The following is a 24,184-nucleotide window of genomic DNA, read 5'->3' as shown; positions in this document are numbered from 1 at the left end:
CCGCCCTGCTTCCGGTCGATCCGCCCCGTCGATCCGCCGTCCGACGAACCGTCTCCGGGCCGCGCCGATGCGCGACCCGGCGTGCCGCTGTCCGCTCAGAACGGCAACGGCAGCGTCGGCGCCAGTTCCAGCAGGCGCGCGCGGAACACGCCCTGGATGCGCGCCAGCGCCTGTTCGCTGTCGGCGTCGAAGCGCAGCACCAGCACCGGCGTGGTGTTGGAGGCGCGCACCAGGCCCCAGCCGTCCGGCCAGTCCACGCGCAGGCCGTCGATGGTCGACATCCGCCCGCCCTCGAAGAACGCACCCTCGCGGAAGCGCTCGACGAACGTGTGCGGATCGCCGTCGGGCGCGTCGACCTTGATCTCGGGCGTGGACACGCCCTTGGGCAGCGCGCGCAGGACCACGTCGGGCTCCTCCGCCGCGGTGGCGAGGATCTCCAGCAGCCGCGCCGCGGAGTAGATGCCGTCGTCGAAGCCGTACCAGCGCTCGGCGAAGAAGAAGTGGCCGCTCATCTCGCCGGCCAGTTCGGCGCCGGTCTCGCGCATCTTGGCCTTGATCAGCGAATGCCCGGTCTTCCACATCAGCGGGCTGCCGCCGTGGCGCAGGATGTGCGAGGCGAGGCGGCCGGTGCACTTCACGTCGTAGACGATCATCGCGCCCGGGTTGCGCTCCAGCACATCCGCCGCGAACAGCATCAGCAGGCGGTCGGCGTAGATGTTCTCACCGTCGCGGGTGACCACGCCCAGGCGGTCGCCGTCGCCGTCGAAGGCGATGCCGAGGTCCGCGCCACGGCGCTGGACCATGTTGATCAGGTCGACGAGGTTGTGCGGCTCGCTCGGGTCCGGATGGTGGTTCGGGAAGTTGCCGTCGATCTCGCAGTACAGTTCCTCGACCTCGGCACCGATGGCTTCCAGCACGCGCGGGCCGATCTCGCCGGCCACGCCGTTGCCGGCGTCCACCACCACGCGCAGCGGGCGACCCAGCTGCACGTCCGAAGCGATGCGCATGACGTAGTCGGCGCTGATGTCGCGCTCGCTGTGGCGGCCGGGCACGTCGGCGGTGTGCAGCCTGCGCTCGGCGATGCGCGTGTGCAGGTCGATGATGGCGTCACCGGCGAGCGTCTCGCCGCCGATCACGATCTTGAAGCCGTTGTAGTCCGGCGGGTTGTGGCTGCCGGTCAGCGACACGCAGCAGCCGGTGCGCAGGTGGTAGGCACCGAAGTAGGTCACCGGCGTCGGCACCATGCCGATGTCGATCACGTCGATGCCGGCCTTGCGCAGGCCGGCGGTCAGGCCTTCGACCAGTTCCGGGCCGGACAGCCGGCCATCGCGGCCGACCACGATCTCGCGCAGGTTCTGGCCCTGCATCACGGTGCCGATCGACTGGCCGATCAGCTCGGCGACGTTGCGGTCCAGCGTGCGCCCGACCACGCCGCGGATGTCGTAGGCGCGGAAGATGCTGCGGTCGACGATCACCGGCGCGGGCTTCGGCACTTCGCGGATCTCCAGCACCGGTGCATCGGCCGGCGGTTCCGGCGCGTTGGCGACGGCGTCTTCCAGCGTCTGCACCTCGCCGGGTTCGTCGGCCGTTTCCCGCAGCGACGACAGCCGCCACGCCAGCACGGCCAGGCCCAGGCAGCCGACGGCGAAGATCAGCGACAGCACCGGGCCGAGGTCCAGCGCCTGGCCCGGTGGCGAGGCCGTGCCCGCCACCACGCGCAGCCCGGTGTCGCCGACCTGCACCGCCATGCGCTCGGCGCCGTCGGCGTAGACCTGCTCGCCGCGCTCCCACAGCGACACGGTGCCCTGGCGCAGCGCCAGATAGCCGTCGTCGACCGTGGCGAGGGTGTCCAGGCCGGCGGTGAGTTCGGTGATCGGCAACTGCGCGTAGACCGCACCCACCAGCTTGCCGCCGGTCTTGGCCGGCGCGGCCACCGTCAACTGCGGCTTGCCGGGGCCGGTGGTGATCCAGGTGCGGACGTGGTTCTCGTTGAGCGCGGTCTCGATCACGGCCAGCCGGCCGTAGCCGCCCTTGGGCAGCTCGCCGTAGGCGGCCTCGAGATCCGGCGGCAGCACCTGCAGCCTGACGAGGTTGGGCCAACCGGCGCCGATGACCTTCCCCGCCGTGGCCAGGTCGCCCGCGGCCAGCGCGGTTTGTGCATCGTCCTCCGCCAGCCCCTTGGTCAGCCGCTCCTGCTGCTGCTTCAGCGCCTGGTGGGTCAGCTGCACGGCGCTGTCGCGCACCGCGCCGAGATCGGTGACGCGCGATTCGTAGAGGAACTGGGCGACGCCGGTCCAGCCGAACCACAGCGCGAGCACCACGCACAGGCCCGCCAGGGGTTTCATCCCGGGGCGGAGCGGAAGGAGCTGCTGACGGAGGCTGTCTTTCATCGAATGCGGTCTCTGGCCTGTGGCGATCGCCCGCCGGCGCGCGGCCGGCAGCGGCGGAAGGGTCGGCGATGGATCAGCGCACGCCGGTGTGGCCGAAGCCGCCGGCGCCCCGGGCGCTGTCCTCGAAAGTATCCACGACCTCGAAGGTCGCGCGCACCACGGGAAGTATGACCAGCTGCGCGATCCGGTCGCCCGGGGCGATCGCGAACGCCTCCCGGCCGCGGTTCCAGACGCTGATCAGCAGCGGCCCCTGGTAGTCGGCATCGATCAGCCCGGTGCCGTTGCCCAGCACGATCCCGTGTTTGTGGCCGAGTCCCGAGCGCGGCAGGATCACGGCGCACAGGCCGGGATCGCCGATGTGCAGCGCCAGCCCCGAGGGCACCAGCGCCGCATCGCCGGGCGCCAGCACCAGCGGCGCATCCAGCGCGGCGCGCAGGTCCATGCCGGCGCTGGCCGCGGTGGCGTAGGCCGGCAACGGCCATTCGCCGCCGAAGCGGGGGTCGAGGACTTTGAGTTGCAGCGTTCGGGTCATCGGCACGGCATCGGACGGCGAAACCCGTGCAGTATCGCGGCAGCCGGGGGTTCGCGCCAAACCCGCGGCGCGGCGCGGATGCTGCAAACGTTCGCAGCGGCACCGGCCGCCGGATTTCCGGCGCCTGCTACCCTTGTGCGATGCAGGCGTCCCCCACCGACCTGCTGCGCCGCGTCTTCGGCCACGAAGACTTCCGCGGGCCGCAGCGGGCCATCGTCGAACACATCGCGGCCGGCGGCGACGCCCTCGTGCTCATGCCCACCGGCGGCGGCAAGTCGCTGTGCTACCAGGTGCCCGCGCTGCTGCGCGACGGCGTCGGCGTGGTGGTGTCGCCGCTGATCGCGCTGATGCAGGACCAGGTCGACGCCCTGCGCCAGCTCGGCGTGCGCGCCGAATTCCTCAACTCCACGCTCGACGCCGCTGAGGCCGCGCGCGTGGAGCGCGCGCTGCTCGCAGGCGAGCTGGACCTGCTGTACGTCGCGCCGGAACGCCTGCTCACGCCGCGGTTCCTGTCGCTGCTCGACCGTGCGCAGGTCGCGCTGTTCGCGATCGACGAAGCGCACTGCGTCTCGCAGTGGGGCCACGACTTCCGCCCCGAATACCGCGAACTGACCGTGCTGCACGAACGCTGGCCGGACGTGCCGCGGATCGCGCTCACCGCCACCGCCGACCCGCCGACCCAGCGCGAGATCGCCGAACGTCTGCAGCTGGAACAGGCGCAGTGGTTCGTCAGTTCGTTCGATCGCCCGAACATCCGCTACACGATCGTGCAGAAGGACAACGGTCGCCGGCAGCTGCTCGACTTCCTCAAGGACCATCGCGACGAGGCCGGCATCGTCTACTGCCTGTCGCGGCGCAAGGTCGAGGAAACCGCCGAATTCCTCGCCGGCCACGGCTTCAAGGCACTGCCCTACCACGCCGGTCTTGACGCCGCGGTGCGCGCCGAGCACCAGCGCCGCTTCATCCGCGAGGACGGCGTGATCGTCGTCGCGACGATCGCGTTCGGCATGGGGATCGACAAGCCGGACGTGCGTTTCGTCGCGCATGTCGACCTGCCGAAATCGCTGGAAGGCTACTACCAGGAAACCGGCCGCGCCGGCCGCGACGGCGACGCCGCCGACGCCTGGCTGTGCTACGGCCTCGGCGACGTGGTGCTGCTCAAGCAGATGATCGAACAGGGCGAAGCCGGCGAGGAACGCAAGCAGCTGGAGCGGCGCAAGCTCGACCAGTTGCTCGGCTACTGCGAGACGCTGCAATGCCGTCGGCAAGTGCTGCTGGCCGCGTTCGGCGAAACGTATCCACACGAGTGCGGCAACTGCGACAACTGCCTCACGCCGCCCGATCGCTGGGACGCCACCGACGCCGCGCGCAAGGCGCTGAGCTGCGTCTACCGCACGGGCCAGCGTTTCGGCGTCGCGCATCTCATCGACGTGCTGCGCGGCGGCGAAGGCGAGAAGATCCGCCAGTTCGGCCATGATCGCGTCAGCACCTACGGCATCGGCGCCGATCTCGACGCGAAGGTGTGGCGCGGCGTGTTCCGCCAGCTCGTCGCGATGGGCCTGCTGGCGGTGGACGCCGAAGCCTACGGCGGCCTGCGCCTCACCGACGCCAGCCGCGCCGTGCTCACCGGCCAGCAGCGCGTGTCGATGCGCCGCGACCTGGCCGCGAAACCGCGCCGCGACCGCTACGACGGCCCGCGCACCGGCGTGCCCGTCGCCGCCGAGGCACTGCCGCTGTTCCGCAGCCTGCGCGACCTCCGCGCCCGCCTCGCGAAGGACCAGAACGTCCCCGCCTACGTCATCTTCCACGACAGCACCCTGCGCGAGATCGCCGAACGCCGCCCCGACTCGCTGCACGCCCTGTCGCGCATCCCCGGCATCGGCGGCGCAAAACTCGCCCGCTACGGCGATGCGGTGCTGGATGTGGTGCTGGCGGAGGGGTGAGGGGCTGCGGTTTCGTCGACACCGCAGCCCCGATCTTGTCATCCCGAACGTAGCGAGGGACCTGCTTTTCAGACGCTCCCGCTCACGCCCGAAGGATCTTCTCCATTGCCCTGCCCTTCGCCAGTTCGTCGACGAGTTTGTCGAGCTGGCGGATCGTGCGCATCAGCGAATCCTTCACCGCTTCCACGCGCACGCTGCAGACCGCGCCGGTGATCGCCTCGCGGTTCGGATGTAGCGCAGGTTGCCTGCGCGAAGACAGTCGCGAGGTCAACCTTGGCTTCGAAACTGCAAATGGGGTCACATAGGGGCGGCTTGCAGTCATGGGGCGCTACTCACGGCAGACGCGAAGACCATCAAATTTAAAAAAACCATGACACACTTGAATGCGTTCCATCAAAATCAATCGCCCCGAAAAAATCATTATATTGCAGTCAGGCGCAAGACTCCGACATGATGCTCTGATGTCGCATAACGAAGCACAATATCCTTAGGTCTGCACTCGTTCGAATGAAAGAACACGCCGGCATTATGGCATTTAGAGACATTCATTCTTTCCACCGGATCAAATGAAAAAACAGTGGTGAACGCACACATTCCCTCATCTTCGATGGCCAATTTATTCGACTTGATTGTCTTTGAGACGCCGTGATCGTCCCAAGTTATCTCGAACTTGATCGAAAAAAATGTCTGGTTGATTTTTATTTTACCAGATAACTTTTTTCCTCTTTTTTTGTCATTGGATTGAAAATCAATCCGGAAACATTCCACTCCCCATCCATGTTCGGAGCGAGAACAAACCAACCATGCAAAAATGGCAGTTTCCAAAGCCACTTATCAAACACCCAGACACACGCACCGAGAGTAGATGCGACCAAAGTTGTTTTGAGTAAAACAGAAGCGTCAATCTGACGGCCCTCGGCAAAAGATAGCGCCAGATACAAAGCAAGAACCAAAAATACCAAAGCAATAGTATGCACTCTCCTCATAACTCCCCCTTAGAAAAGACAGCGCCTTCCTCATCTGCATCTAGAAATTCCGCGCCGCCTGCAGCAGCTCGATTTCGTTTGCATTGGGCATCCTGTTCCCCTTTCTTTACGCAATCAGGGCATCGCGCCCGCCGGAAATTCCTTGATTGAAAACCGATCGAGCGGAATTGCGCCGAAATCTTCGACGGATCGTCGCTTTCTTGCCGCATTTCCCGTCGCCCGATCAGCACCTCCCTCTTCGATCGACACCAGCATCCACATCGCATCCTTGCGCGAATAGTCGAATCGGAACGTCTGTGACCACAGCTCGCGCGAGCCCCCTTCGAGCTTCAGCACGAAGCCGCTCTTGTCGATCGAAATGCCCTGCAACGGATCGCCCATCATGCCGCCGCAGCGTTCGCAGGGGATCGCATCGGGATTGTCTATTGCCTTGGCGAACTTGCCGTCGGCGCCGCGCAGCAGCACGAGCAACGTGCGCGGGTCGAAGCGTGCGTCCGCGCCAGGTCGTGGTGCGAGGACGAGCAGGACATCCTCGTCGCCGTCGCCATCGAGGTCGCCACGGCGCTCCATGCGGATGCGGGAAGAATCGGAAGCGAAGCGCGCCCACTCTGCCGCACCGGAAGATGTGGCGCCCTGCGAGGCAGCCGCGGATGGAGGAGAAGGTAGCTGCGGGTCGCGGGCAGCGCAGGATACGGTCGCCAATGGCAGCGCCATGAACAGACATGCGATCGACGACACTCTGGCCATGCGCGTTCCTTCGGCGACGATGCGGTTGATGCTATCGACGAGCACATGGAGCGGCAAGACACGAGACGGGATTCTCCCGCGCCCCCCTCACCCAGCGCTCCGTCACATCGCCGGCCTGCACCCCAACGCCGACAACACCCCATGCAGCGCCGGTACCTGCATCAGCCACGGCGCAGCGATGGTGAGGGCGCCGGCAAGCAGGACGAAGGCGCCGGCGGCGGTGCGCAGGCCGCCGCGTTGGAGACGCTGGCCGAGGCGGGCGCCGCTCCAGGTCAGCGGCAGCATCACCGGCAGCGTGCCGAGGCCGAAGGCGGCCATCGTCAGCGCACCGCCCGCGGCGCTGGCCTGCAGCCACGCGGTGGCGAGCAGCGTCGCGCTGAGCCCGCAGGGCAGCCAGCCCCAGAGCAACCCGACCGCGATGCGTTTGGCCGCGGTGTCGGCGGGCAGCAGCGCGCGCTGCAGCGGTTGCAGGTGCTGCCACAGCGCGGCGGCGGGCCGCGCGAGCGGATTGAAGCGGCCGGTCGGATCGAGCAGGCGGAGCGCGACGATGATCATCATCGCGCCCACCGCGACGCGCATCGCGAGCGCGAGGGTCGGCGTCTGCGCGACGGCGACGAGGCCGTGGCCGAAGCCGCCGACGATGGCGCCGGCGACGGTGTAGCCGAGGATGCGGCCGAGGTTCGGCTGCAGCGCGTGCAGCCACTGCGCCGCGGGCGACGCAGCCTTCTGCCCGAACGACAGGCTGGTGGCGATGGCACCGCACATCGCGGCGCAGTGCACGCCGCCGAGCAGGCCGCTGAGCAGCGCGGCGGAGAGGACGAGCCAGTCGAGGGTCATGGCGAGGCGCGACCCGACATCATTGTGGGAGCGGCGTGAGCCGCGACTCGCGTCATCGCCACCCTCGCCTGTCGTCGCGGCTCACGCCGCTCCCACAGCCGGGACACGCGTTCAGGCGTCGCGATCGCCATGCGTCGGCTGTGCGCCGCGGGCCGCACGCGGACGGTCGTCGTCGACGAGGATGTCCAGCGCAGGCGTGTCGAGGTCGTCGTACTGGCCCTTGCGCACGGCCCAGGCGAACGCGGCGATGGCGAGGCCCAGCAGGATCAGGCTGATCGGGACGAGCACGAGGAGGATGTTCATGCGGCGCAGTCTACGCGGCGACGGCGCGCCCCGGTTCTGAGCCGGGTCAATTCCGGGCCGGTTCGATGCGGGCCGCAGGTACGGCGCCACCGGTGGTACGGCCCTCGGACGACATGTTCAGCCGCAGCGCGTTCAGGGTGACCAGCAGCGAGGACAGCGCCATGCCCAGCGCCGCGATCCACGGGGTGACGTGGCCCGAGGCCGCCAGCGGCAGCGCCAGCAGGTTGTAGCCGATCGCCCAGGCGAGGTTCTGGCGGACGATGCGACGGCTGCGGCGGGCCAGCGCCAGCGCCTGCGGGATGCGCACCAGCGCGCCGCCGGCGACCACGAAATCGGCCGCGCGCTGGGCCAGCGCGGCGCCGTCGGCCAGCGCCAGCGAGACATCGGCGCCGGCCAGCACCGGCGCGTCGTTCAGGCCGTCGCCGACCATCGCGACGATCTCGCCCGCGGCCTGGCGCTCGCGCACGTAGGCGAGCTTGTCCTCGGGCGTCTGCCGGGCACGCACGTCGTCCGCGGCGATGCCGACGGCCCCGGCCATGCGCGCCACCGGCGCTTCGGCGTCGCCGCTGCACAGCGACACGCGCAGGCCCTGCGCACGCAGCGCACGCAGCGCCTCGGCAGCGTCCGCGCGCGGCGTCTCGCGCAGCACGAAGCGGGCGATCGCGCGCGTGCCGTCGCCCAGCCACAACGCCGCGTCGTCGTCGCGGCCGGCGGCCCACGGCGCGCGGCCGAGCCGCCAGTCGCGACCGTCGATGCGCCCGGTGATGCCGTGCCCGGGTTCGGCACGCACGTCCTGCGCCGACGCCACGGCAACGCCTGTCGTCGCCGCGGCGAACGCGGCCGCCAGCGGATGGCCGCTGTCGCGCTCCAGCGCGGCGGCAATGGCGAGCGCGGCTCCACGATCGACGCCGTCGAAGGTCTCGACCTCGGCCAACGCGGGATGGCGATCGCTGAGCGTGCCGGTCTTGTCGAACACGATGCGCTCGGCGCGCGCCAGCGTGTCCAGCGCCTCGCCGCGCAGCGCGAGCACGCCGAGCTTCGCCAGCCCGCCGTGCGCCGCAGCCAGCGCCGCCGGCACCGCCAGCGACAGCGCGCACGGGCAGCTGACCACCAGCACCGCGAGCGCGACCTCGAACGCGCGCGACGGGTCGTGCATCCGCCACCAGACGTACACGCCGGCGGCGGCGAGGATCAGCAAGGTCACGAACCAGCCGGCGATGCGATCGGCGGCGCGCGCGATCTGCGGACGCTGCTCCTGCGCGCGTTCGACCAGCCGCGTGAGCTGCGACAGGCGCGTGTCGGCGCCGGTGCGCACGACCTTCAACCGTGCGGGGCGTTCGCGGCAGACACTGCCGGCCCAGGCCGGATCGCCGGCGACTTTCGCGACCGGTTCGGCCTCGCCGGTGAGCAGCGCTTCGTCGAAGGCGGTGTCGTCGCCGATCACTTCGCCGTCGGCGGGCACGCCCTCGCCCACCGCGACGCGGACGATGTCCCCGGCGGCGAGCGCGTTCAGCGGCACCTGTTCGGCGCTGCCGTCGTCGCGTTCGCGGGTGGCGAGCGCGGGCCGTGCGCGTGCGAGCGCATCCACCTGCGCGGACGCAATGCCGCGCGCGCGCTGCTCCAGCATGCGCGCGACCAGCAGCAGGAACACGAACATCACCGCGGCGTCGAACCACACGTGCACGCCGCCGCGCACGGTCTGGTAGAGGCTGGCGAAATACGCCAGCAGCGTGGAGCCGGCGACCAGCGTGTCCATGCCGAGGCGGCGGCCGCGCAGTTCGCGCGCCATGCCTTCGAGGAACGGCCAGCCGGCGTAGAACACCACCGGCGTCGACACCAGGAACGTGATCCAGCGGAAGAAATCGCGCGTGGCCGGCGACATCTCGCCGGCGGTGTCGAGGTACAGCGCTTCGGCGTACATCATCGCCTGCATCGCGCCGAGGCCGGCCACGCCGAAGCGCAGCAGCCAGCGATTGCGCTCGCGCCGACGCTCGCGTTCGCGCGTCTCGCCGGTGGCCAGCGACGGGCGATAGCCCAGCGCTTCCAGCCGCGACAGCAGCGTCGACAGCGGCGTGCGCGCGGCGTCCCAGACGATGCGGATGCGGCCGGTGATCGCGTTCGCCGCGACTTCCTGCACGCCTTCCTCGCGGGTGAGTGCGCGGTCGATCAGCCACGCGCAGGCGGCGCAGCGCATGCCGTCGGTGAGCAAGGTGATCTCGCGACCGCCGTCGACGGCGACGCTGTGCTCGGCCAGCAGGTCGGCGCGATCCCAGCAGGCGTAGTCGGTGGTCTCGGTGCCGACGCGCGCGGCGTCGGTCTGGCGCAGGCGGTAGTAGTCGCCGAGGTCGGCATCGGCGATCCAGCGCGCGGCGGCGGCGCAGCCGGTGCAGCAGAATGGCCGTTCGTTGCCGGACACGCGTTCGGTCACCGGCTGCGCGGGCAGCGGTTCGCCGCAGTGGAAGCAGGTGGTGCCGGTGGCCGTCGTGCTCATGGCGCCGATGATGCCAGAGCCGGCGGCGGCGCCCGCATTCACAGCCAACGCCGCACGCGTGCGCGGTAGGCGCGCCAGTCGTCGCCAAAACGCGCGGCCAGCGCGCGCTCCTCGGGCAGGATCTGGAATCGGGTGATGTACAGCACGAACGCGACCGCGCCCAGTGGCGCCAGCGCATGCGCCAGCCACAGCGCCCACGCGGCGAGCAGCAGCGCCTGGCCGACATACATCGGATTGCGGCTGAACCGGTTGGGGCCGACGACGACCAACTGCGTTGCGGTATCCGGCTTCAGCGGATTGACCGTGGTGCGACGACGGAAGAACAGCGCCGCGGCGGCAAGTTCGATCGACAGCGCGATCGCGGCCACGGCGATCGCCAGCGGGATGCGGGCAGGGACCTCGATCGCGAGCGCCGGCAGCAGGCGCGCGGCGGCCCAGACGATGGCGCCGCACGCCAGCATCACCAGCGGCGGCGGCAGCTTCGCGTCGAAGCGCGTGGGCGACGGCGACACGGCAGGCGCCAGGCTACTTCGCCAGCGGCTCCGCCGCGTCGTCCTGCTCCAGCGACGGGCGCAACAGCGTGCCGCGCTGGCCTGCAGGCAGGCGCCCGCGCAGGCGCCAAGTCTCGCCGGCGTCGTTCAGGCGCAGGCGCCAGTCATGGCTGGCGTCGAGCGTCTGTTCGGCGCTCCAGCCGCGCGCATCGGGCTGCAGCGTGAGGGTGATGTCCTTCGCCGCTTCGATCGGATGCTGCAGCAGCAGCGTCACCGGCCTGGTACGGTCGAACTCGCCGGTGGCCACGAGCACCGACACGCGGCCCTCGTCGACGCTGAACACCGCCGCCAGCTTGCGCTGCGCGGCGGCTTCGTCGGCGCCGAGTTCGACGGTCTGGATCTGCGCGGTGCGGCGCACGTCCTCGGGGATGGCGTCGCTGCCGCCGGAGCGGATCGCGATCACCAGCGTGGCGATGCCGGCGACGACCGCCGCCAGCGGCAGGCCGATCATCAGCCATACCATCGGATTGCGGCCGGACTTCGCGCCCGTTGTCTGCTCGGTCATGGCGCGGGTCCGAAGAAGCTGGTGTCGACTTCGCGACGGGTCTTGCCGTCCTCGCTCTCGACGATGAATTCGATCTTGCGCTTGCCGCTGATCTCGCCGGTGGCGGTGACGGTCAACGGCAGGCTCAGCACCTGCTCGGCGGCGGCCGGCACGGTGGTCTGCGTGCCCTTGGCCAACGCCAGCCCGTCGGGCGCCTCCAGCGAGATGCGGTAGGTGTGCGGCTGCTGGGTCTTGTTGATCAGCTTCAGCGTGTAGTCGTTCTGCACGCCCTGCGCGGTCTCGCGGTACAGCGCGTTGCGGTCGCGCAGCACTTCGGCGATCAGTTCGCTGCGGTGGGTCACGCTCCACGCCCAGCCGCACAGCAGCGCCAGCAGCAGCAGGCCGTAGACGATGATGCGCGGGCGCACCACCTGCGACGGCTTGCCGTCGATCTCGTTCTGGGTGGCGTAGCGGATCAGGCCGCGCGGGTAGCCGACCTTGTCCATCACCTCGTTGCAGGCGTCGATGCAGGCGCCGCAGGCGATGCACTCGTACTGCAGGCCGTTGCGGATGTCGATGCCGGTCGGGCAGACCTGCACGCAGATGGTGCAGTCGACGCAGTCACCGAGCTGCTCGGGCTCGAACTTCGGCAGCGGTTCGGCATGCAGGCCCGGATCGGCAATCGCGGTGTTGCCGCGTGCAGACACCAGGTTGTCCGCGGCGGTGTGGTGGTGCGCGGCACGGAAGACGTAGTCGTAGGCGGTGGCCTTGTCGATCAGGCCGCGGGCGCGCTCCAGCACGCTGGTGATCTTGCCCTTCTTGCGCGCGCCGCGCGGCTCGCCGCGCATGGGGTCATAGGCGATGATCAGCGTGTTGCGGTCGAACATCGCGCTCTGGAAGCGCGCGTAGGGGCACATGTACTTGCACACCTGCTCGCGCAGGAAGCCGGCGTTGCCCCACGTGGCCAGCGCGTAGAAGAACACCCAGAACGTTTCCCATCCGCCCCAGGCGAACGGCACCATGCGGTGCGCGAGATCGCGGATCGGGGTGAAGAAGCCGACGAAGGTGAAGCCGGTCCACAGCGCGAACACCAGCCACAACACGTGCTTGCCACCGCGGCGGCGGATCTTCTCGCCGGTCCACGGCGAGGCGTCGAACTTGATGCGCTTGTTGCGGTCGCCTTCGGCCCAGCGCTCGATCCAGATGAAGACTTCGGTCCACACCGTCTGCGGGCAGGCATAGCCGCACCACAGGCGGCCGGCCAGCGCGGTGAAGAAGAACAGCGAGAGGCCGGCGATGATCAGCAGCATCGCCAGGAACACGAAATCCTGCGGCCAGAAATTCAGCCCGAACACGTAGAACTTGCGGGCCGGCAGATCGAACAGCACCAGCTGGCGGCTGGTGTTGCCCGTGTGCCAGGTCAGCCACGGGAAGACGTAGAACATGCCCAGCAGCACCCACACGGCGACCTTGCGCAGTCGCTGGAACCGGCCGTCGACGTCGCGCGGATGGATCTTCTTCTCGCTGACGTACATCGATGCCGGTTCGTCGGCGACCTTGATCGGGATCTGCTTGTTCATGGCGGCGTGGACACGATGGGGGGCGTCGCCGGCCGCGGCGCGCGCGACGGCAGACGCATTATATTAGAAAAAACTGAAATAATCCCGCGACGGCTACGACTTCAGCGCGTGATTGAAGCGGCTGGCCGGGCGCAGCAGGATCCACGTGAACAGGCTGGACGCGGCCGTCGCGACCCAGAAGGCGAAGAAGCCGATGGCGTAGCCGGTCTCGCGGCTGATCTCCAGATGCGGGAAGGTCATGTCGCGCAGGGTCAGCGGATCCAGCAGCGCGAAGCAGACCATGGTGGAGACTGCGGCGGCGAAGAAGCTCGGCCAGAGAATCGCCCCGAGCCGCTGCGAGAGCGACCGGGGCGGGTGATCGAACGGCAGCGGTGCGGACACCGGGGGCGCCGCGGGAACCTGATCGGGATCGTGGTTCTGGCCTTGATCTTGATCGCGGGTCATCGCGGCGCCTCCTCTGTGTCGGGTGAGAACCTATTGTGCCCCACCCGCCGTCGCCGCATCGGCCGGCGACTTGTGCGACAGCGACCACACATAGGCAGCGGCGAGGCGGGCGCGGGTTTCACCCAGGATCGGGGCATGCGCCGGCATCTGGCCGTTGCGGCCCTGGCCGATGGACTGCTGCAGGGTCGCGAGGCTGTCACCGTAGAGCCAGTAGTCGTCGGTCAGGTCGGGCGCGCCGACCGCCTGCATGCCCTTGCCGTCCGGGCCATGGCAGCTGACGCAGATGGTCTCGTACTTGTTCTTGCCGATGCTCACCAGCGACGGGTCGGCCTTCAGCCCGTGCAGCGACTGCACGTACACGGCGACCGCGGTGACGCCTTCCTTGCCACCCAGCGCCTGTTCCCAGGCCGGCATCGCCGCCTGGCGGCCGTTGAGCACGGTCTCCAGGATCTGGTCGGGCGAACCGCCCCAATGCCAGATGTTGTCGGTGAGGTTGGGATAGCCGACGGCACCCTTGGCCGAGGAACCGTGGCAGGCCGCGCAGGTGTTGGAGAAGATCGCCTTGCCCAGCTTCAGCGCCTTCGGGTCCTGCGCGATCACGTCGATCGGCTTGCCCGCGAACGGCGCGAAGGTGGCTTCCAGCTTCTTGTCCTCGGTGGCCTTGTCGGCATCGTGCTGCTTGGCCGAACTCCAGCCGCTGTAGCCGGCGAAGGCGCCCAGACCCGGGAACCAGGCCAGATAGCCGATCGTGAAGACGATGGTGAGATAGAAGAGGTTGTTCCACCACTTCGGCAACGGCTTGTTGTACTCGGTGATGTTCTCGTCCCACACATGGCTGGTGTCGGTGGGGCGCGGATCGCCCGGGCGAACCTTCGCCGTCCACCAGATCAGCCACACGCAGCCCACGACGTTCAGCACCACCAGGGCGATGATGAAGGTCGACCAGCCCGCACTCATGGAGCCCGTGTTCATCGGGTCGTCTCCTCTTTCTCTTTCGATTCGTTCGTTTCAACGGCCAGCGGCACGTCGTCGCCCAGCGGCAATTGCGCGGCGGCATCGAATTCGCGCTTGCGGCGCGGACTGAAGACCCACACCGAGCCGACCAGGAAGAGCAGCAGCAGGAACGCGGTGATGATGCCGGAGATCATGGCTCAGTCTCCGCGGGGCGCGTGCTTGCCGAGGCCCTGCAGGTACGCGATCACCGCGTCCTGTTCGGTCTTGTCGCGCACCGCTTCCGCGGCGCCGTCGATGTCGGCCTGCGTGTACGGGTCGCCGAGGGTCTTCAGCGCCTGCATTTCCTTCTTCAGCAGCGTCGGGTCGATGCCGTTGTCGGCCAGCCACGGGAAGCCGGGCATGTTCGACTCGGGCACCACGTCGCGCGGGTTGTCCAGGTGCGCGCGGTGCCAGTCGTCGGAGTAGCGGCCGCCGACGCGGGCCAGGTCGGGACCGGTGCGCTTGCTGCCCCACTGGAACGGGCGGTCGTACACCGACTCGCCGGCCAGCGAATAATGGCCGTAGCGCTCGGTCTCGAAGCGCAGCGTGCGGACCATCTGCGAGTGGCAGTTGTAGCAGCCTTCGCGAATGTAGATCTGGCGGCCGGCCAGTTCCAGGGCGGGATAGGGCTTGACGCCCGGCAGCGGCTTGATCGCTTCGGCCTGGAACATCAGCGGAACGATTTCCGCGATGCCGCCGAACGACACCGCGACCGCGATCAGGATCGCCATCAGGGTGATGTTCTTTTCGACTTTCTCGTGAGCGTGGCTCATGGTCTTCGTCTCTCGTGCGTGTGGCGGTAGGTGGCGCGCGCGATCAGGCGCGCGCCTCCGTGGCGTCGGGGGCGATGACCGGATACTCGACCGGGCCCTTCGCCATCTGCCAGGTGCGGATCACGTTGAAGGCCATGATCAGCATGCCGACCACGACCAGCGCGCCACCGGCGATGCGGCCGAGGTAGTACGGGTACGTGGCGTTGAGCGCTTCGACGAAACTGTAGGTCAGCGTGCCGTCGCTGTTGGTCGCGCGCCACATCAGGCCCTGCATCACGCCGGCGATCCACATCGAGGCGATGTAGAACACGACGCCGATGGTGTGCGTCCAGAAGTGCGTGTCGATCAGCTTGGTCGACCACATCTCCTTCGTGCCCAGCAGGCGCGGCAGCAACGCGTAGATCGAACCGATCGAAATCATCGCCACCCAGCCGAGGGCACCGGAGTGCACGTGGCCGATGGTCCAGTCCGTGTAGTGCGACAGCGAGTTGACCGTCTTGATCGACATCATCGGGCCTTCGAAGGTCGACATGCCGTAGAAGCTGAGCGAGACGATCAGGAACTTCAGGATGGGATCGGTGCGGAGCTTATGCCACGCGCCCGAGAGGGTCATCATGCCGTTGATCATGCCGCCCCACGACGGCGCCAGCAGGATCAGCGAGAACACCATGCCCAGGCTCTGCGCCCAGTCCGGCAGCGCCGTGTACTGCAGGTGGTGCGGGCCGGCCCACATGTAGATGGCGATCAGCGCCCAGAAGTGCACGATCGACAGCCGGTACGAGTACACCGGGCGGCCGGTCTGCTTCGGGATGAAGTAGTACATCATCCCCAGGAAGCCCGCGGTCAGGAAGAAGCCCACCGCGTTGTGGCCGTACCACCACTGCACCATCGCATCGACGGCACCGCTGTAGATCGGGAAGGAGTGGGTCAGGTCGACCGGGATCGCCAGGCTGTTGACGATGTGCAGCAGGGCCACCGCGATGATGAACGCGCCGTAGAACCAGTTGGCGACGTAGATGTGCTTGACCTTGCGCTTGCCGATGGTGCCGAAGAACAGCACCGCGTACGCGACCCAGACCACGGCGATCAGGACGTCGATCGGCCAGATCAGTTCGGCGTACTCCTTGCCTTCGGTCATGCCCAGCGGGAGCGTGACGGCGGCGAGCACGATGACCAGTTGCCAGCCCCAGAACACGAAGGCGGCGAGCTTGTCCGAGAGCAATCGGACGTGTGACGTTCGCTGGACCACGTAGAGACTGGTCGCGAACAGGGCGCTGCCGCCGAACGCGAAGATCACCGCGTTGGTATGCAACGGTCTGAGGCGCCCGAACGACAACCAGGGCAGGTCGAAGTTGAGGGCGGGCCAATACATCTGGGCAGCGATGAAGAGGCCCACGAGCATCCCAACGATGCCCCAGACCACTGTCATCACCGAGAACTGCAGAACGACTTTGTCGTTGTAGGTATCCGCGGTGCGCATGGGTACTTCCTCCGGTTGCCGCGCATAGTATGGACCGCGTTAAGGGAACGTTTTGATCCGGATCAAGCGCAGGCCCCGGGCCGGCGGCGGCCCGGAACGGAAGAGGCCCGCCGAAGCGGGCCCCCGATCGATGACGCCTATGCGACCTTGGTCGACTAGACATCGCCTTCCGCCGCCGCCCAGCCCTCGCCGGTGCCGCGATTGAACACCGTGTCGGTGTCGAGCACCGTGCCGGCCGGATGCGAGTCGCGCCCGGCCAGTCGCGCATAGATCGGCACGAAGTCGGGGCGCGTGGCGTCCATCAGCTGCGCGTAGCTGTCGATGACGAAGTACGTCTTCTGGTAGCTGTCGATCCGATAGCGCGTGCACATGATCCGCTCCAGGTCGAAGCCGATGCGGTTGGGCGCGGCGCTTTCGAGGCAGTGGATGCTCTCGCCCTTGGAGCTGAGGATGCCGGCGCCGTAGATGCGCAGGCCGCCGGCCTCGCGGATCAGGCCGAACTCGACCGTATACCAATAGAGTCGGGTCAGGTTGACCAGCGCCTCCGGGCCGACACCGTGCGCCTTCACCCCGCCGCGGCCGTAGGCGGCCATGTAGTCGGCGAACATCGGGTTCATCAGCAGCGGCACGTGGCCGAACAGGTCGTGGAACAGGTCCGGCTCGGCCAGATAGTCCAGCTGCTCCGGCGTGCGGATCCACCAGGTCACCGGGAAGCGGCGGTTCGCCAGATGCTCGAAGAAGTCCAGCTCGGGCAGCAGCCCCTCCACGCCGATGATCTCCCAGCCGGTGGCGGCCCGGAGCATGCGGTCGAGATCGGCGAACTTCGGGATGCGGTCGGCGGTCATGCCCATCGCCTGCTGCGCCCGCAGGAACTCCTCGCTGGCCCGGCCCTGCAGCAGCGCCTGCTGGCGCTCGAACAGCGTCGCCCACACCCGGTGGTCGGTCTCGGTGTAGTCGTCCCACGGCTGCTCGACGACCGCCGTGGTGTAGACCGGCACGTAGCCCTTGTCGGTCATCTGGTGTTCGACACGCTGGGGGGCGGGGGTCATCACGGCCGGACTCCGGATTAGGCAAGGATGGGCCACTTTAGGCGCTCGTCCGCGCAATGGGCTTGCACGATTGCGCCGGAGCGCGGCTCCGGCGCAAGATCGTTGCGCCGAAACGCGAATCCGGAGCAATCCCGTGCCATCCGTCGACCTCGACCGCACCGACCTGCTACTGCTGGCCGAACTCCAGCGCGCCGGCCGCCAGACCAACGCCGAACTGGCCGAACGCGTCCACCTCTCCCCGTCCGCCTGCCTGCGCCGCGTCCAGCGCCTCGAACGCGAGGGCGTGATCGCCGGCTACCGCGCCGAAGTCGACCCCGAACGCCTGGGCCTCGGCCTGCAGGCCTTCGTCCGCGTCCAGCTGGCCCGCCACGACGCCGAGGCCGTCGCCGCCTTCGCCGCCTTCGTCAACGAATGGGAAGAAGTCGTCGCCTGCCACGCCCTCACCGGCGACATGGACTACCTCGTGCACGTCGTCGTCCGCGACCTCGACCACTTCTCCCGCTTCCTCCTCGACCGCCTGTTGAACCAGGCCGGCGTGGCGGACGTGAATTCGAGTTTCGTGCTGAGAACGGTGAAGGCGTTTCGGGGGTTGGCGGTGGGGAGGTGAGCTTGCGCGCGGTTTGATCGCCCTTGTCTATCGTTGCCGGCATTGCCATAGGAACGTCGCCCCGGCGAAGGCCGGGGGCCAGCCTTCAAGCTCTTTCACTGTCATCCCGAGCGGAGCGAGGGACCTGCTTTTCTGTGTATGCGTCCTTCCAGAAGCAGCCGAATCAACGCCGCGCAACACGAATATCAAGTTTTATGCGCCATAGACACCGGATAACACCTTCCACCTCCGGTACGTCAGCGCATGTGGCATCGGCAATCCATTGATTCGCGTGCGCTAGAGGCGTTGACGGTCACTTGGAGCGAGACGAGAATTGGCTTTATACCCAACTACTGGCCTGAGGTATTTTTGGCCATCCCTTTAGGAGCTTTTGTGAGCCATCCTGCGACAGTCTATGAAGTTATGATTGCCTCTCCTGGCGATGTATCGGCCGAGCGGTCTATTGTCAGAGAACTGCTCGCGGAGTGGAATATTGTCAACTCAAGAAAATCGCATCGAGTACTTCTTCCTGCCGGCTGGGAAACTCATGCCGTACCTGAAATGGGCGATAGACCTCAAGCAATAATCAACAAACAAGTTCTTAATAACTGCGACTTGCTTATCGGTGTCTTTTGGACGCGAATTGGCACTCCAACAGGTGAGTACGCCAGCGGGAGTGTGGAAGAGATTGAGGAGCACATTAAATCCGGAAAGCCAACCATGCTTTATTTCTCGTCCACTCCAGTTGTTCCAGACAGCATTGACCCAGAGCAATACGCAAAACTCCAGGATTTCAAGAGAACCTGCCAAAGCCGCGGATTGTATGAATCATACGCAGACCTCAATGAATTTCGAGCAAAACTCTACCGACAAATTCAAATCAAGCTAAACAATGACAGCTACTTTCATAAATCATCAGCCACATCCGGCGAAATTATAGAGCCCACGACAAAGATTGTCGGACTTTCAAAGGAAGCATCATATTTACTAAAAGAGTGCGCACTCGACTCATCAGGCCACATCATGAATTTGTCTTACATCGGAGGCCGCACAATTCAAGTTAACGGCAAGAATGTCATTGAAGATGGAAGCGATCGATCCCGCGCAACTTGGACATCTGCGCTTGAAGAGCTCGAGAATTCAGGGCTTATAAAAGCCTTGAACTACAAACGCGAGATGTTCCAAATAACCAAAGCCGGATACGACATGGCCGATTTTCTATCATAAATGGTCGCAAGGTGTATACGCAGGGCGCACAAGCGAAGCGTCATGCACTTTCTAAAGTCACTCGCCATTGGTGGCGTGTGACGGCGCATGACGCCTTCGGCTTATGCGCCTACGACGCTTTGCGCCCGTACTAGCGAAATCGCCTGCGGCTAGTCCTGCCTTGCGACGAGGTTCATTGTGCAATCGACAACCCGTAAGGCGGGTCAAGACCCGCCCTACGAAAGCTGGGGGTAGTAGGGCGGGTCTTGACCCGCCATGGTGTATGGCTGAGCCGCAAGAGGCTTCGCCGCCCGTGAAACGGTGAATTAAAGCCGCAAAAGCGCATTCGCAGAGCAGAACCCACGCAGCGATGCGACTCAAATGGCGAAGCTGGTCATTCCGCCATCAGCGACGAAGGTGGTTTCAGTGGCGGAATCGCCTGCGGCGGCTCCGCCTTACCAAAACCCTCATCGTGCAATCGACGGCACAGCCTTCGCGCCAATACAGTCTTAGAAGACCCAACGGGCGGCGCGCAGGACGCGCGCCGTTTTTCGACGAGGCAGGACGCCTCGTCGAAAAATCCCGGCCACATCTCCGGTGGCAGATTTGATCTGGACCTGAAAAGTTTTCTTGGGTTACTTTCTTTTCGCAAAAGAAAGTGACTCGCGCGCCAGCGCGAAAAGGATTCCGGGCTTTCGCGGGAGGCTGCGTGAAATCCAACGTCGTGAACGCCGCGATTCAGTCCGGCATCGCGGACACATCACCGTGCGATGCTTCGCCGGCTCCCGCGAATCACGCAAGCAACAGCATATCCCTCGCTGCGCTCGGGATGACAATGGAAAGGGCGACGGGCTGGACCCCGGCCTTCGCCGGGGCGACGGCAAGAGCAGCGGCAACGGCCAAAGCAGCGGCACCCGCCAAGGCGGCAAGGGCAACGGCTGAAGCAGGTCCCTCGCTGCGCTCGGGATGACAGCGGGGCGTGGGATGACAGCGAAACGAGGGATGACAGCGGGACGCGGGAGGACAGCGGGAAATCCGACGACCGAAGCCCGAAGATGCGCGGGACGCCGAAACGCCGCACCCGCCCCGCCTCAGCTCCCCCGATCCTTCAGAAACCGCGCCATCGAGACATCGCCCGTCTGCGGCACGAACTCCGCGGCGACGTCGACGAAGCCGCGCATCACGGCGATCTCGCGCGGGGTGCGGTTGAGGGCATCGCGGGCGGCGGGGTCGGCGCCGTCCTGCATCAGCTGGCGAGTGGTGCGCAGCAGGCCGTGCAGGGCGGCGAGGTGCAGCGGGCCGAAGCCGCGGGGGTCGCGGACCTTCAGGGTGGCGCCTTCGTCGAGCAGGCGCACCAGGCCGGCGATGACCACGTCCTCGTCGCAGGCGGTGCCGGGTTCGGCGCGGGCGCCGAGCAGCATCAGCAGCGGAGTGACGCCACCGGCCGCCTGGGCGTCGGGGTCGGCGCCGGCCAGCAGCAGAGCGTCGAGCAGCGCCACCAGCCGGCGGCGGTCGCGGGTGGTGAAGCCGTAGAGCGCGGCGCAGTGCAGCGGGGTGAGGCCCTGCGCGTCGGCGGCATTGATGTTCGCGCCAGCGGCGAGCAAGCGGGTGCAGACGTCGGGCAGGCCCAGCGCGGCGGCCAGCATCAGCACGGTGACTTCGCCGGGCAGGCGCTGTTCCAGCGTCGCGCCGGCGGCCAGCAGGCGGTCGACGATGTCGGTCTGGCGCATGCTGACCGCGGCCGACAGCGGGGTGGCGCCGGTGCGCGCGGCCAGCGCGGGATCGGCGCCGCGGGCGAGCAGCAGTTCGACCACGGCGCGATGGCCACCACCGGCGGCGCGGAGCAGCGCGGTGCAGCCCTGCGCGTCGACGGCGTCGATCGACAGGCCGAGGTCCAGCAGGCGGCGCACGGCGTCGGCGTCGCCCAGCACCGCGGCGGCGGGCAGGTCGGTGGCGCGCAGCGGGCGGCCCGGCAGCGGCCAGTGGCGCCAGTCCAGCCAGTCGGCAAGGTCGCGGCGGCCGCTGGACAGCGCGACGCCCAGCGGCGTCTGGCCGTCGGCGGCGCGCACGGCCGGCGAGGCGCCGTGGACGATCAGCTGCTTGAGCACGGATTCGCGGCGCAGCGCGGCGGCGAGGTGCAGCGCGGTCATGCCGCGGGCGTCGCGGCTGTCGAGCGCCACGCCGAGGTCGATCAGGCGGCCGATCAGCGCGCCCCAGCCGAGGCGCACGGCCAGCGCCAGCGGCGGATCGCCGGCGGCCGAAGCAGCGAACGGGTCGGCGCCGCGGTCCAGCAGGTCGAGGGCGAAGCGTTCCAGCCCGCGCTCGGCGCGATCGGCGGCGACGCAGGCGGCGAGGAAGCGCGCCAGCCCGCCGGCGCCGGCGGGCGAGACGCCGCGGCGCAACAGCGCCTGCATCGCAGGCACCGCGGCCGGACCCTGCGCCAGCCACGCGAACAGCGGCGTGTCGCCTGCGGCGTCGCGGGTTTCGGCAGCGGCGCCGTGGCGCAGCAGCCACTCGATCCGCGACACCGCGGCGGGCGCGCGGCCGTCGTGCAGCAGCGTCGCCAGCGCGGCGCCGTCGACCAGCGCGACCCAGCGCGCGGCGGCCGCGTCGTCGCGGGCGTCCAGCGCCTCGCGCAGCAGTTCGAGCGGCGGGCGATCCGGCGGCGGGGCGTCGGGTTCGACGGCGTCGCCGACGCGCGCCGGCAGCAGGTAGTCGGCGTCGATCGCGGCCACCAGCGCCCAGCGACCGGCGGCGGCGGCGTGGTCGATCGCGCGACGGCCTTCGGCATCGGTGCGTTCGCGGTCGATGCCGAGGTCCAGCAGCGTCTGGATCAGCGCCGGCGACGGCGCGTCGGCGCGGCAGGCCAGCACCAGCGCGGTGCGACCGTCCGCGTCGACGGCGTGCGGATCGGGGCGGCCGACCAGCAGCGCCTGCAGCGCTTGCAGATGCCCGCCGCGGGCGGCTTCGAGGAACGCAGTGCGCTGGGCGTGGTCGCGGGCGTGCACGTCGGCACCGGCGCCGAGCAGCACGCCGACGATCTCGTCGTGGCCGGCGAGCGCGGCCTCGTGCAGCGCGCTGCGGCCGCGGGCGTCGCGGGCATCGGCCTTCGCGCGGTGCTTGAGCAGCAGCTGCACGCCGGCCGGGTCGTCCTCGTCGCCGCCGGCCGCGGCCAGCAGCGCGGGCACGGCGCCGGGCAGGTCGGGCTTCGCACCGCGTTCCAGCAGGAAGCGCGCGAGCCGCCAGTTGCCGGCGGTGCAAGCCAGCGCGAGCGGGGTCAGGCCGTCGCGGTTGGGCGGATCGATCTCGGCGCCGGCGTCGCGCAGCAGCGCGGCGACGCCCGGGTCGGAGCTGCGCGCGGCGTGGTGCAGCGGCGTGTTGCCGTCGGCATCGGCGATGCGCGGGTCGGCGCCATTGGCGAGCAGGGTCATCACCGCTTCGGGGCGGCCATGCCAGCTGTCGCGGGTGGCGGAAATCAGTGGAGTGACGCCGGCGTGCGCGGCGTTGAGGTCGACGCCGTGGGCGATCAGCGTGCGCAGCAGGCGCAGGTCGGGCAGCACCGCGGCCAGCATCGGCAGGCTGCGCTGGTCGCGGGCGTCGGCGGGCGGCGGCGCATGCGGATGCGCGCCGGCATCGAGCAGCGCCAGCGCGCGCTCGACCCGGCCGTGACGCGCGGCGTCGTACAGCGCGGCTTCGAGATCCTCGCCCTGGCCGGCGATGGCGGTGGCGTCGGCGTCTTCTTCGTCCAGCGCGGCCTGCAGCAGGTCTTCGGCGCGCACCGGCGACGGCGACGGCAGCCGCAGCAGCGCACGATGCGCCAGCGGCCACGCCACTGCGCACAGGCCGGCGACCGCCCAGCGCACCGGCGCCGACAGCAACGCAGGCCACGCCAGCAGCACCGTGCCGAGCAGCGGCAGCGCCAGCAGCAGCGCGGCGCCGAGACCGCGCCAGTCGCGGGTGTCGGTGTCGACCAGCGCGCGCCAGTGATCGCGGAGATCGCCACCCTCGCCTTCCTGCCAGCGCCACAGCGGCCAGGTGCGCCACAAACCGAGCACGCCGCCACCGGCCACGGTGCTCACCGCCAGCGCGGCGCCCAGCGACCCGCCCTGCAGCAGCGACGACAGCGGCCAGGCCAGCAGCACGCCGACGGCGAGCAGCGCCACGCCCCAGAGCAGCGCGATCAGTCCGGCCTCGCGCGGATCGAGGCGGCCGCCACGCAGCCCCAGCGCGAACGCCGGCTGCGCCAGCAGCGCGCAGGCCCCGGCCAGCACCGCGCCGGCGATGCCGCCGACGACCACGCTGCCCGCGCCGGCGGCCAGGGTCAGCGCGACGCCGGCCGCGAGCGCACCCGCATGCACGCGCGGCGACCGCGGCGGCGTGGCGACGACCGCGGCCTCGGGGAGGTCGGCGTCGGAGGCGCGCAGGTCGGCGTCGGGGATGCCGGGATCAGGCATCCGTCCCCCAGTCGTCGGTCATCGGATCGACCGCCAGCGTCGGCGGGAACTGGATGTGGAAGCCGCGGCCGGCGAGGTTCTCGCGGACCTTCTCCGGATTCTCGCGGGCGAGGCTGCGCCCGGGCGTCAGCGCGACTTCCAGCACGAAGCGCAGCGTGCCCAGTTGCTCGCGCAGCGGCGGCGGCAGGCGCTCGAAATCGTCGCGCACCGCGAGGTAGACATAGGTATCGGCCTTCCGCTGGCTCTTGTAGACGTACGCTTGCATGGCCGGGACGGGACGCTGCCTTGGCGGGGAACGGAGACACCCCGACACCCCGCCGGAAGGCGGGGACGGGGACCTCGGCGCCACAGGCCC

The 24,184-nt window shown here is 68.5% G+C and carries 22 protein-coding genes; 3 read left to right on the top strand and 19 right to left on the bottom strand.

Annotated features, from left to right (window positions below):
* Nucleotides 1-95 precede the first annotated feature (95 nt).
* Nucleotides 96-2,345 (bottom strand): phosphomannomutase/phosphoglucomutase, encoded by a 2,250-nt coding sequence (locus ACT53R_RS17565; protein WP_476173211.1) that lies wholly within the window; start codon nt 2,343-2,345, stop codon nt 96-98.
* Between the two features lie 118 nt (nt 2,346-2,463).
* The gene (dut, locus tag ACT53R_RS17560; RefSeq protein WP_476173210.1) at nt 2,464-2,922 is read right to left on the bottom strand and encodes a dUTP diphosphatase; all 459 of its coding nucleotides are present in this window, start codon (nt 2,920-2,922) and stop codon (nt 2,464-2,466) included.
* 140 nt (nt 2,923-3,062) lie between these two features.
* Here dut and recQ point away from each other — a divergent pair, with 140 nt between their 5' ends.
* Nucleotides 3,063-4,865 carry a DNA helicase RecQ gene (recQ, locus tag ACT53R_RS17555; RefSeq protein WP_476173209.1) on the top strand — a complete coding sequence of 601 codons (1,803 nt, stop codon included), beginning with the start codon at nt 3,063-3,065 and terminating at the stop codon, nt 4,863-4,865.
* 82 nt (nt 4,866-4,947) lie between these two features.
* Here the strand turns inward: recQ and ACT53R_RS17550 are convergent, their stop codons facing one another.
* The 15 genes from ACT53R_RS17550 to phhA all read right to left on the bottom strand — a co-directional run bounded on the left by ACT53R_RS17550 (nt 4,948) and on the right by phhA (nt 17,583).
* Nucleotides 4,948-5,187 (bottom strand): DUF2200 family protein, encoded by a 240-nt coding sequence (locus tag ACT53R_RS17550; protein WP_476173208.1) that lies wholly within the window; start codon nt 5,185-5,187, stop codon nt 4,948-4,950.
* Nucleotides 5,188-5,563: 376 nt separating this feature from the next.
* Nucleotides 5,564-5,842: a hypothetical protein gene (locus tag ACT53R_RS17545; RefSeq protein WP_476173207.1), complete on the bottom strand. Its 279-nt coding sequence runs from the start codon at nt 5,840-5,842 to the stop codon at nt 5,564-5,566.
* A gap of 123 nt (nt 5,843-5,965) precedes the next feature.
* Nucleotides 5,966-6,598, bottom strand: a complete 633-nt coding sequence (locus tag ACT53R_RS17540; RefSeq protein WP_476173206.1) for a hypothetical protein — start codon at nt 6,596-6,598, stop codon at nt 5,966-5,968.
* Nucleotides 6,599-6,700: 102 nt separating this feature from the next.
* Nucleotides 6,701-7,435, bottom strand: coding sequence for a sulfite exporter TauE/SafE family protein (locus tag ACT53R_RS17535; RefSeq protein ID WP_476173205.1), 735 nt, complete (start codon nt 7,433-7,435; stop codon nt 6,701-6,703).
* A gap of 111 nt (nt 7,436-7,546) precedes the next feature.
* Complete coding sequence (gene ccoS / locus ACT53R_RS17530) at nt 7,547-7,738, bottom strand: cbb3-type cytochrome oxidase assembly protein CcoS (RefSeq protein ID WP_476173204.1); 192 nt, start codon at nt 7,736-7,738, stop codon at nt 7,547-7,549.
* Nucleotides 7,739-7,784: 46 nt separating this feature from the next.
* Nucleotides 7,785-10,229, bottom strand: a complete 2,445-nt coding sequence (locus ACT53R_RS17525; RefSeq protein WP_476173203.1) for a heavy metal translocating P-type ATPase — start codon at nt 10,227-10,229, stop codon at nt 7,785-7,787.
* A 38-nt stretch (nt 10,230-10,267) separates the two neighbouring features.
* Nucleotides 10,268-10,741, bottom strand: a complete 474-nt coding sequence (locus ACT53R_RS17520; RefSeq protein WP_476173202.1) for a methyltransferase family protein — start codon at nt 10,739-10,741, stop codon at nt 10,268-10,270.
* A gap of 13 nt (nt 10,742-10,754) precedes the next feature.
* Complete coding sequence (locus ACT53R_RS17515; protein WP_476173201.1) at nt 10,755-11,285, bottom strand: FixH family protein; 531 nt, start codon at nt 11,283-11,285, stop codon at nt 10,755-10,757.
* Nucleotides 11,282-12,844, bottom strand: a complete 1,563-nt coding sequence (locus ACT53R_RS17510) for a 4Fe-4S dicluster domain-containing protein (RefSeq protein WP_476173200.1) — start codon at nt 12,842-12,844, stop codon at nt 11,282-11,284. Before ACT53R_RS17510 ends, ACT53R_RS17515 begins: the two co-directional genes overlap by 4 nt.
* A 93-nt stretch (nt 12,845-12,937) precedes the next feature.
* Nucleotides 12,938-13,288, bottom strand: a complete 351-nt coding sequence (locus ACT53R_RS17505) for a hypothetical protein (protein WP_476173199.1) — start codon at nt 13,286-13,288, stop codon at nt 12,938-12,940.
* A 30-nt stretch (nt 13,289-13,318) separates the two neighbouring features.
* Complete coding sequence (ccoP, locus tag ACT53R_RS17500; protein ID WP_476173198.1) at nt 13,319-14,260, bottom strand: cytochrome-c oxidase, cbb3-type subunit III; 942 nt, start codon at nt 14,258-14,260, stop codon at nt 13,319-13,321.
* Nucleotides 14,257-14,436, bottom strand: coding sequence for a cbb3-type cytochrome oxidase subunit 3 (locus ACT53R_RS17495; protein WP_476173197.1), 180 nt, complete (start codon nt 14,434-14,436; stop codon nt 14,257-14,259). Before ACT53R_RS17495 ends, ccoP begins: the two co-directional genes overlap by 4 nt.
* 3 nt (nt 14,437-14,439) lie before the next feature.
* Complete coding sequence (gene ccoO, locus ACT53R_RS17490; protein WP_476173196.1) at nt 14,440-15,054, bottom strand: cytochrome-c oxidase, cbb3-type subunit II; 615 nt, start codon at nt 15,052-15,054, stop codon at nt 14,440-14,442.
* A gap of 43 nt (nt 15,055-15,097) precedes the next feature.
* Complete coding sequence (ccoN, locus tag ACT53R_RS17485; RefSeq protein WP_476173195.1) at nt 15,098-16,534, bottom strand: cytochrome-c oxidase, cbb3-type subunit I; 1,437 nt, start codon at nt 16,532-16,534, stop codon at nt 15,098-15,100.
* A gap of 155 nt (nt 16,535-16,689) precedes the next feature.
* Nucleotides 16,690-17,583, bottom strand: a complete 894-nt coding sequence (gene phhA, locus ACT53R_RS17480) for a phenylalanine 4-monooxygenase (protein ID WP_476173194.1) — start codon at nt 17,581-17,583, stop codon at nt 16,690-16,692.
* 133 nt (nt 17,584-17,716) lie between these two features.
* Here phhA and ACT53R_RS17475 point away from each other — a divergent pair, with 133 nt between their 5' ends.
* Both ACT53R_RS17475 and ACT53R_RS17470 read left to right on the top strand, forming a co-directional pair.
* The gene (locus ACT53R_RS17475; protein ID WP_476173193.1) at nt 17,717-18,190 is read left to right on the top strand and encodes an Lrp/AsnC family transcriptional regulator; all 474 of its coding nucleotides are present in this window, start codon (nt 17,717-17,719) and stop codon (nt 18,188-18,190) included.
* Between the two features lie 372 nt (nt 18,191-18,562).
* Nucleotides 18,563-19,396, top strand: coding sequence for a DUF4062 domain-containing protein (locus tag ACT53R_RS17470; RefSeq protein WP_476173192.1), 834 nt, complete (start codon nt 18,563-18,565; stop codon nt 19,394-19,396).
* Between the two features lie 1,070 nt (nt 19,397-20,466).
* Here ACT53R_RS17470 and ACT53R_RS17465 read toward each other — a convergent pair.
* Together ACT53R_RS17465 and ACT53R_RS17460 are read right to left on the bottom strand one after the other, a co-directional pair.
* Nucleotides 20,467-23,829: an ankyrin repeat domain-containing protein gene (locus ACT53R_RS17465; protein WP_476173191.1), complete on the bottom strand. Its 3,363-nt coding sequence runs from the start codon at nt 23,827-23,829 to the stop codon at nt 20,467-20,469.
* A complete protein-coding gene (locus tag ACT53R_RS17460) occupies nt 23,822-24,094 on the bottom strand; it encodes a YcgL domain-containing protein (RefSeq protein ID WP_476173190.1) in 273 nt (90 codons plus the stop codon). The genes ACT53R_RS17465 and ACT53R_RS17460 overlap by 8 nt, the downstream gene beginning before the upstream one ends.
* Nucleotides 24,095-24,184: the final 90 nt, after the last annotated feature.

The organism is Lysobacter sp. DMC104 (genome assembly GCF_056313665.1).
Note: the sequence above shows the minus strand (reverse complement) of the source record. Positions and strands in the feature narration are given on the sequence as shown.

What these genes read in the sequence shown, in the direction of transcription:
- ACT53R_RS17565 (WP_476173211.1), bottom strand. Translation starts at nt 2,345, where the DNA reads ATGAAACCCCTGGCGGGCCTGTGCGTGGTGCTCGCGCTGTGGTTCGGC.
- dut (WP_476173210.1), bottom strand. Translation starts at nt 2,922, where the DNA reads ATGACCCGAACGCTGCAACTCAAAGTCCTCGACCCCCGCTTCGGCGGC.
- recQ (WP_476173209.1), top strand. Translation starts at nt 3,063, where the DNA reads ATGCAGGCGTCCCCCACCGACCTGCTGCGCCGCGTCTTCGGCCACGAA.
- ACT53R_RS17550 (WP_476173208.1), bottom strand. Translation starts at nt 5,187, where the DNA reads ATGACTGCAAGCCGCCCCTATGTGACCCCATTTGCAGTTTCGAAGCCA.
- ACT53R_RS17540 (WP_476173206.1), bottom strand. Translation starts at nt 6,598, where the DNA reads ATGGCCAGAGTGTCGTCGATCGCATGTCTGTTCATGGCGCTGCCATTG.
- ACT53R_RS17535 (WP_476173205.1), bottom strand. Translation starts at nt 7,435, where the DNA reads ATGACCCTCGACTGGCTCGTCCTCTCCGCCGCGCTGCTCAGCGGCCTG.
- ccoS (WP_476173204.1), bottom strand. Translation starts at nt 7,738, where the DNA reads ATGAACATCCTCCTCGTGCTCGTCCCGATCAGCCTGATCCTGCTGGGC.
- ACT53R_RS17525 (WP_476173203.1), bottom strand. Translation starts at nt 10,229, where the DNA reads ATGAGCACGACGGCCACCGGCACCACCTGCTTCCACTGCGGCGAACCG.
- ACT53R_RS17515 (WP_476173201.1), bottom strand. Translation starts at nt 11,285, where the DNA reads ATGACCGAGCAGACAACGGGCGCGAAGTCCGGCCGCAATCCGATGGTA.
- ACT53R_RS17510 (WP_476173200.1), bottom strand. Translation starts at nt 12,844, where the DNA reads ATGAACAAGCAGATCCCGATCAAGGTCGCCGACGAACCGGCATCGATG.
- ACT53R_RS17505 (WP_476173199.1), bottom strand. Translation starts at nt 13,288, where the DNA reads ATGACCCGCGATCAAGATCAAGGCCAGAACCACGATCCCGATCAGGTT.
- ccoP (WP_476173198.1), bottom strand. Translation starts at nt 14,260, where the DNA reads ATGAACACGGGCTCCATGAGTGCGGGCTGGTCGACCTTCATCATCGCC.
- ACT53R_RS17495 (WP_476173197.1), bottom strand. Translation starts at nt 14,436, where the DNA reads ATGATCTCCGGCATCATCACCGCGTTCCTGCTGCTGCTCTTCCTGGTC.
- ccoO (WP_476173196.1), bottom strand. Translation starts at nt 15,054, where the DNA reads ATGAGCCACGCTCACGAGAAAGTCGAAAAGAACATCACCCTGATGGCG.
- ccoN (WP_476173195.1), bottom strand. Translation starts at nt 16,534, where the DNA reads ATGCGCACCGCGGATACCTACAACGACAAAGTCGTTCTGCAGTTCTCG.
- phhA (WP_476173194.1), bottom strand. Translation starts at nt 17,583, where the DNA reads ATGACCCCCGCCCCCCAGCGTGTCGAACACCAGATGACCGACAAGGGC.
- ACT53R_RS17465 (WP_476173191.1), bottom strand. Translation starts at nt 23,829, where the DNA reads ATGCCTGATCCCGGCATCCCCGACGCCGACCTGCGCGCCTCCGACGCC.
- ACT53R_RS17460 (WP_476173190.1), bottom strand. Translation starts at nt 24,094, where the DNA reads ATGCAAGCGTACGTCTACAAGAGCCAGCGGAAGGCCGATACCTATGTC.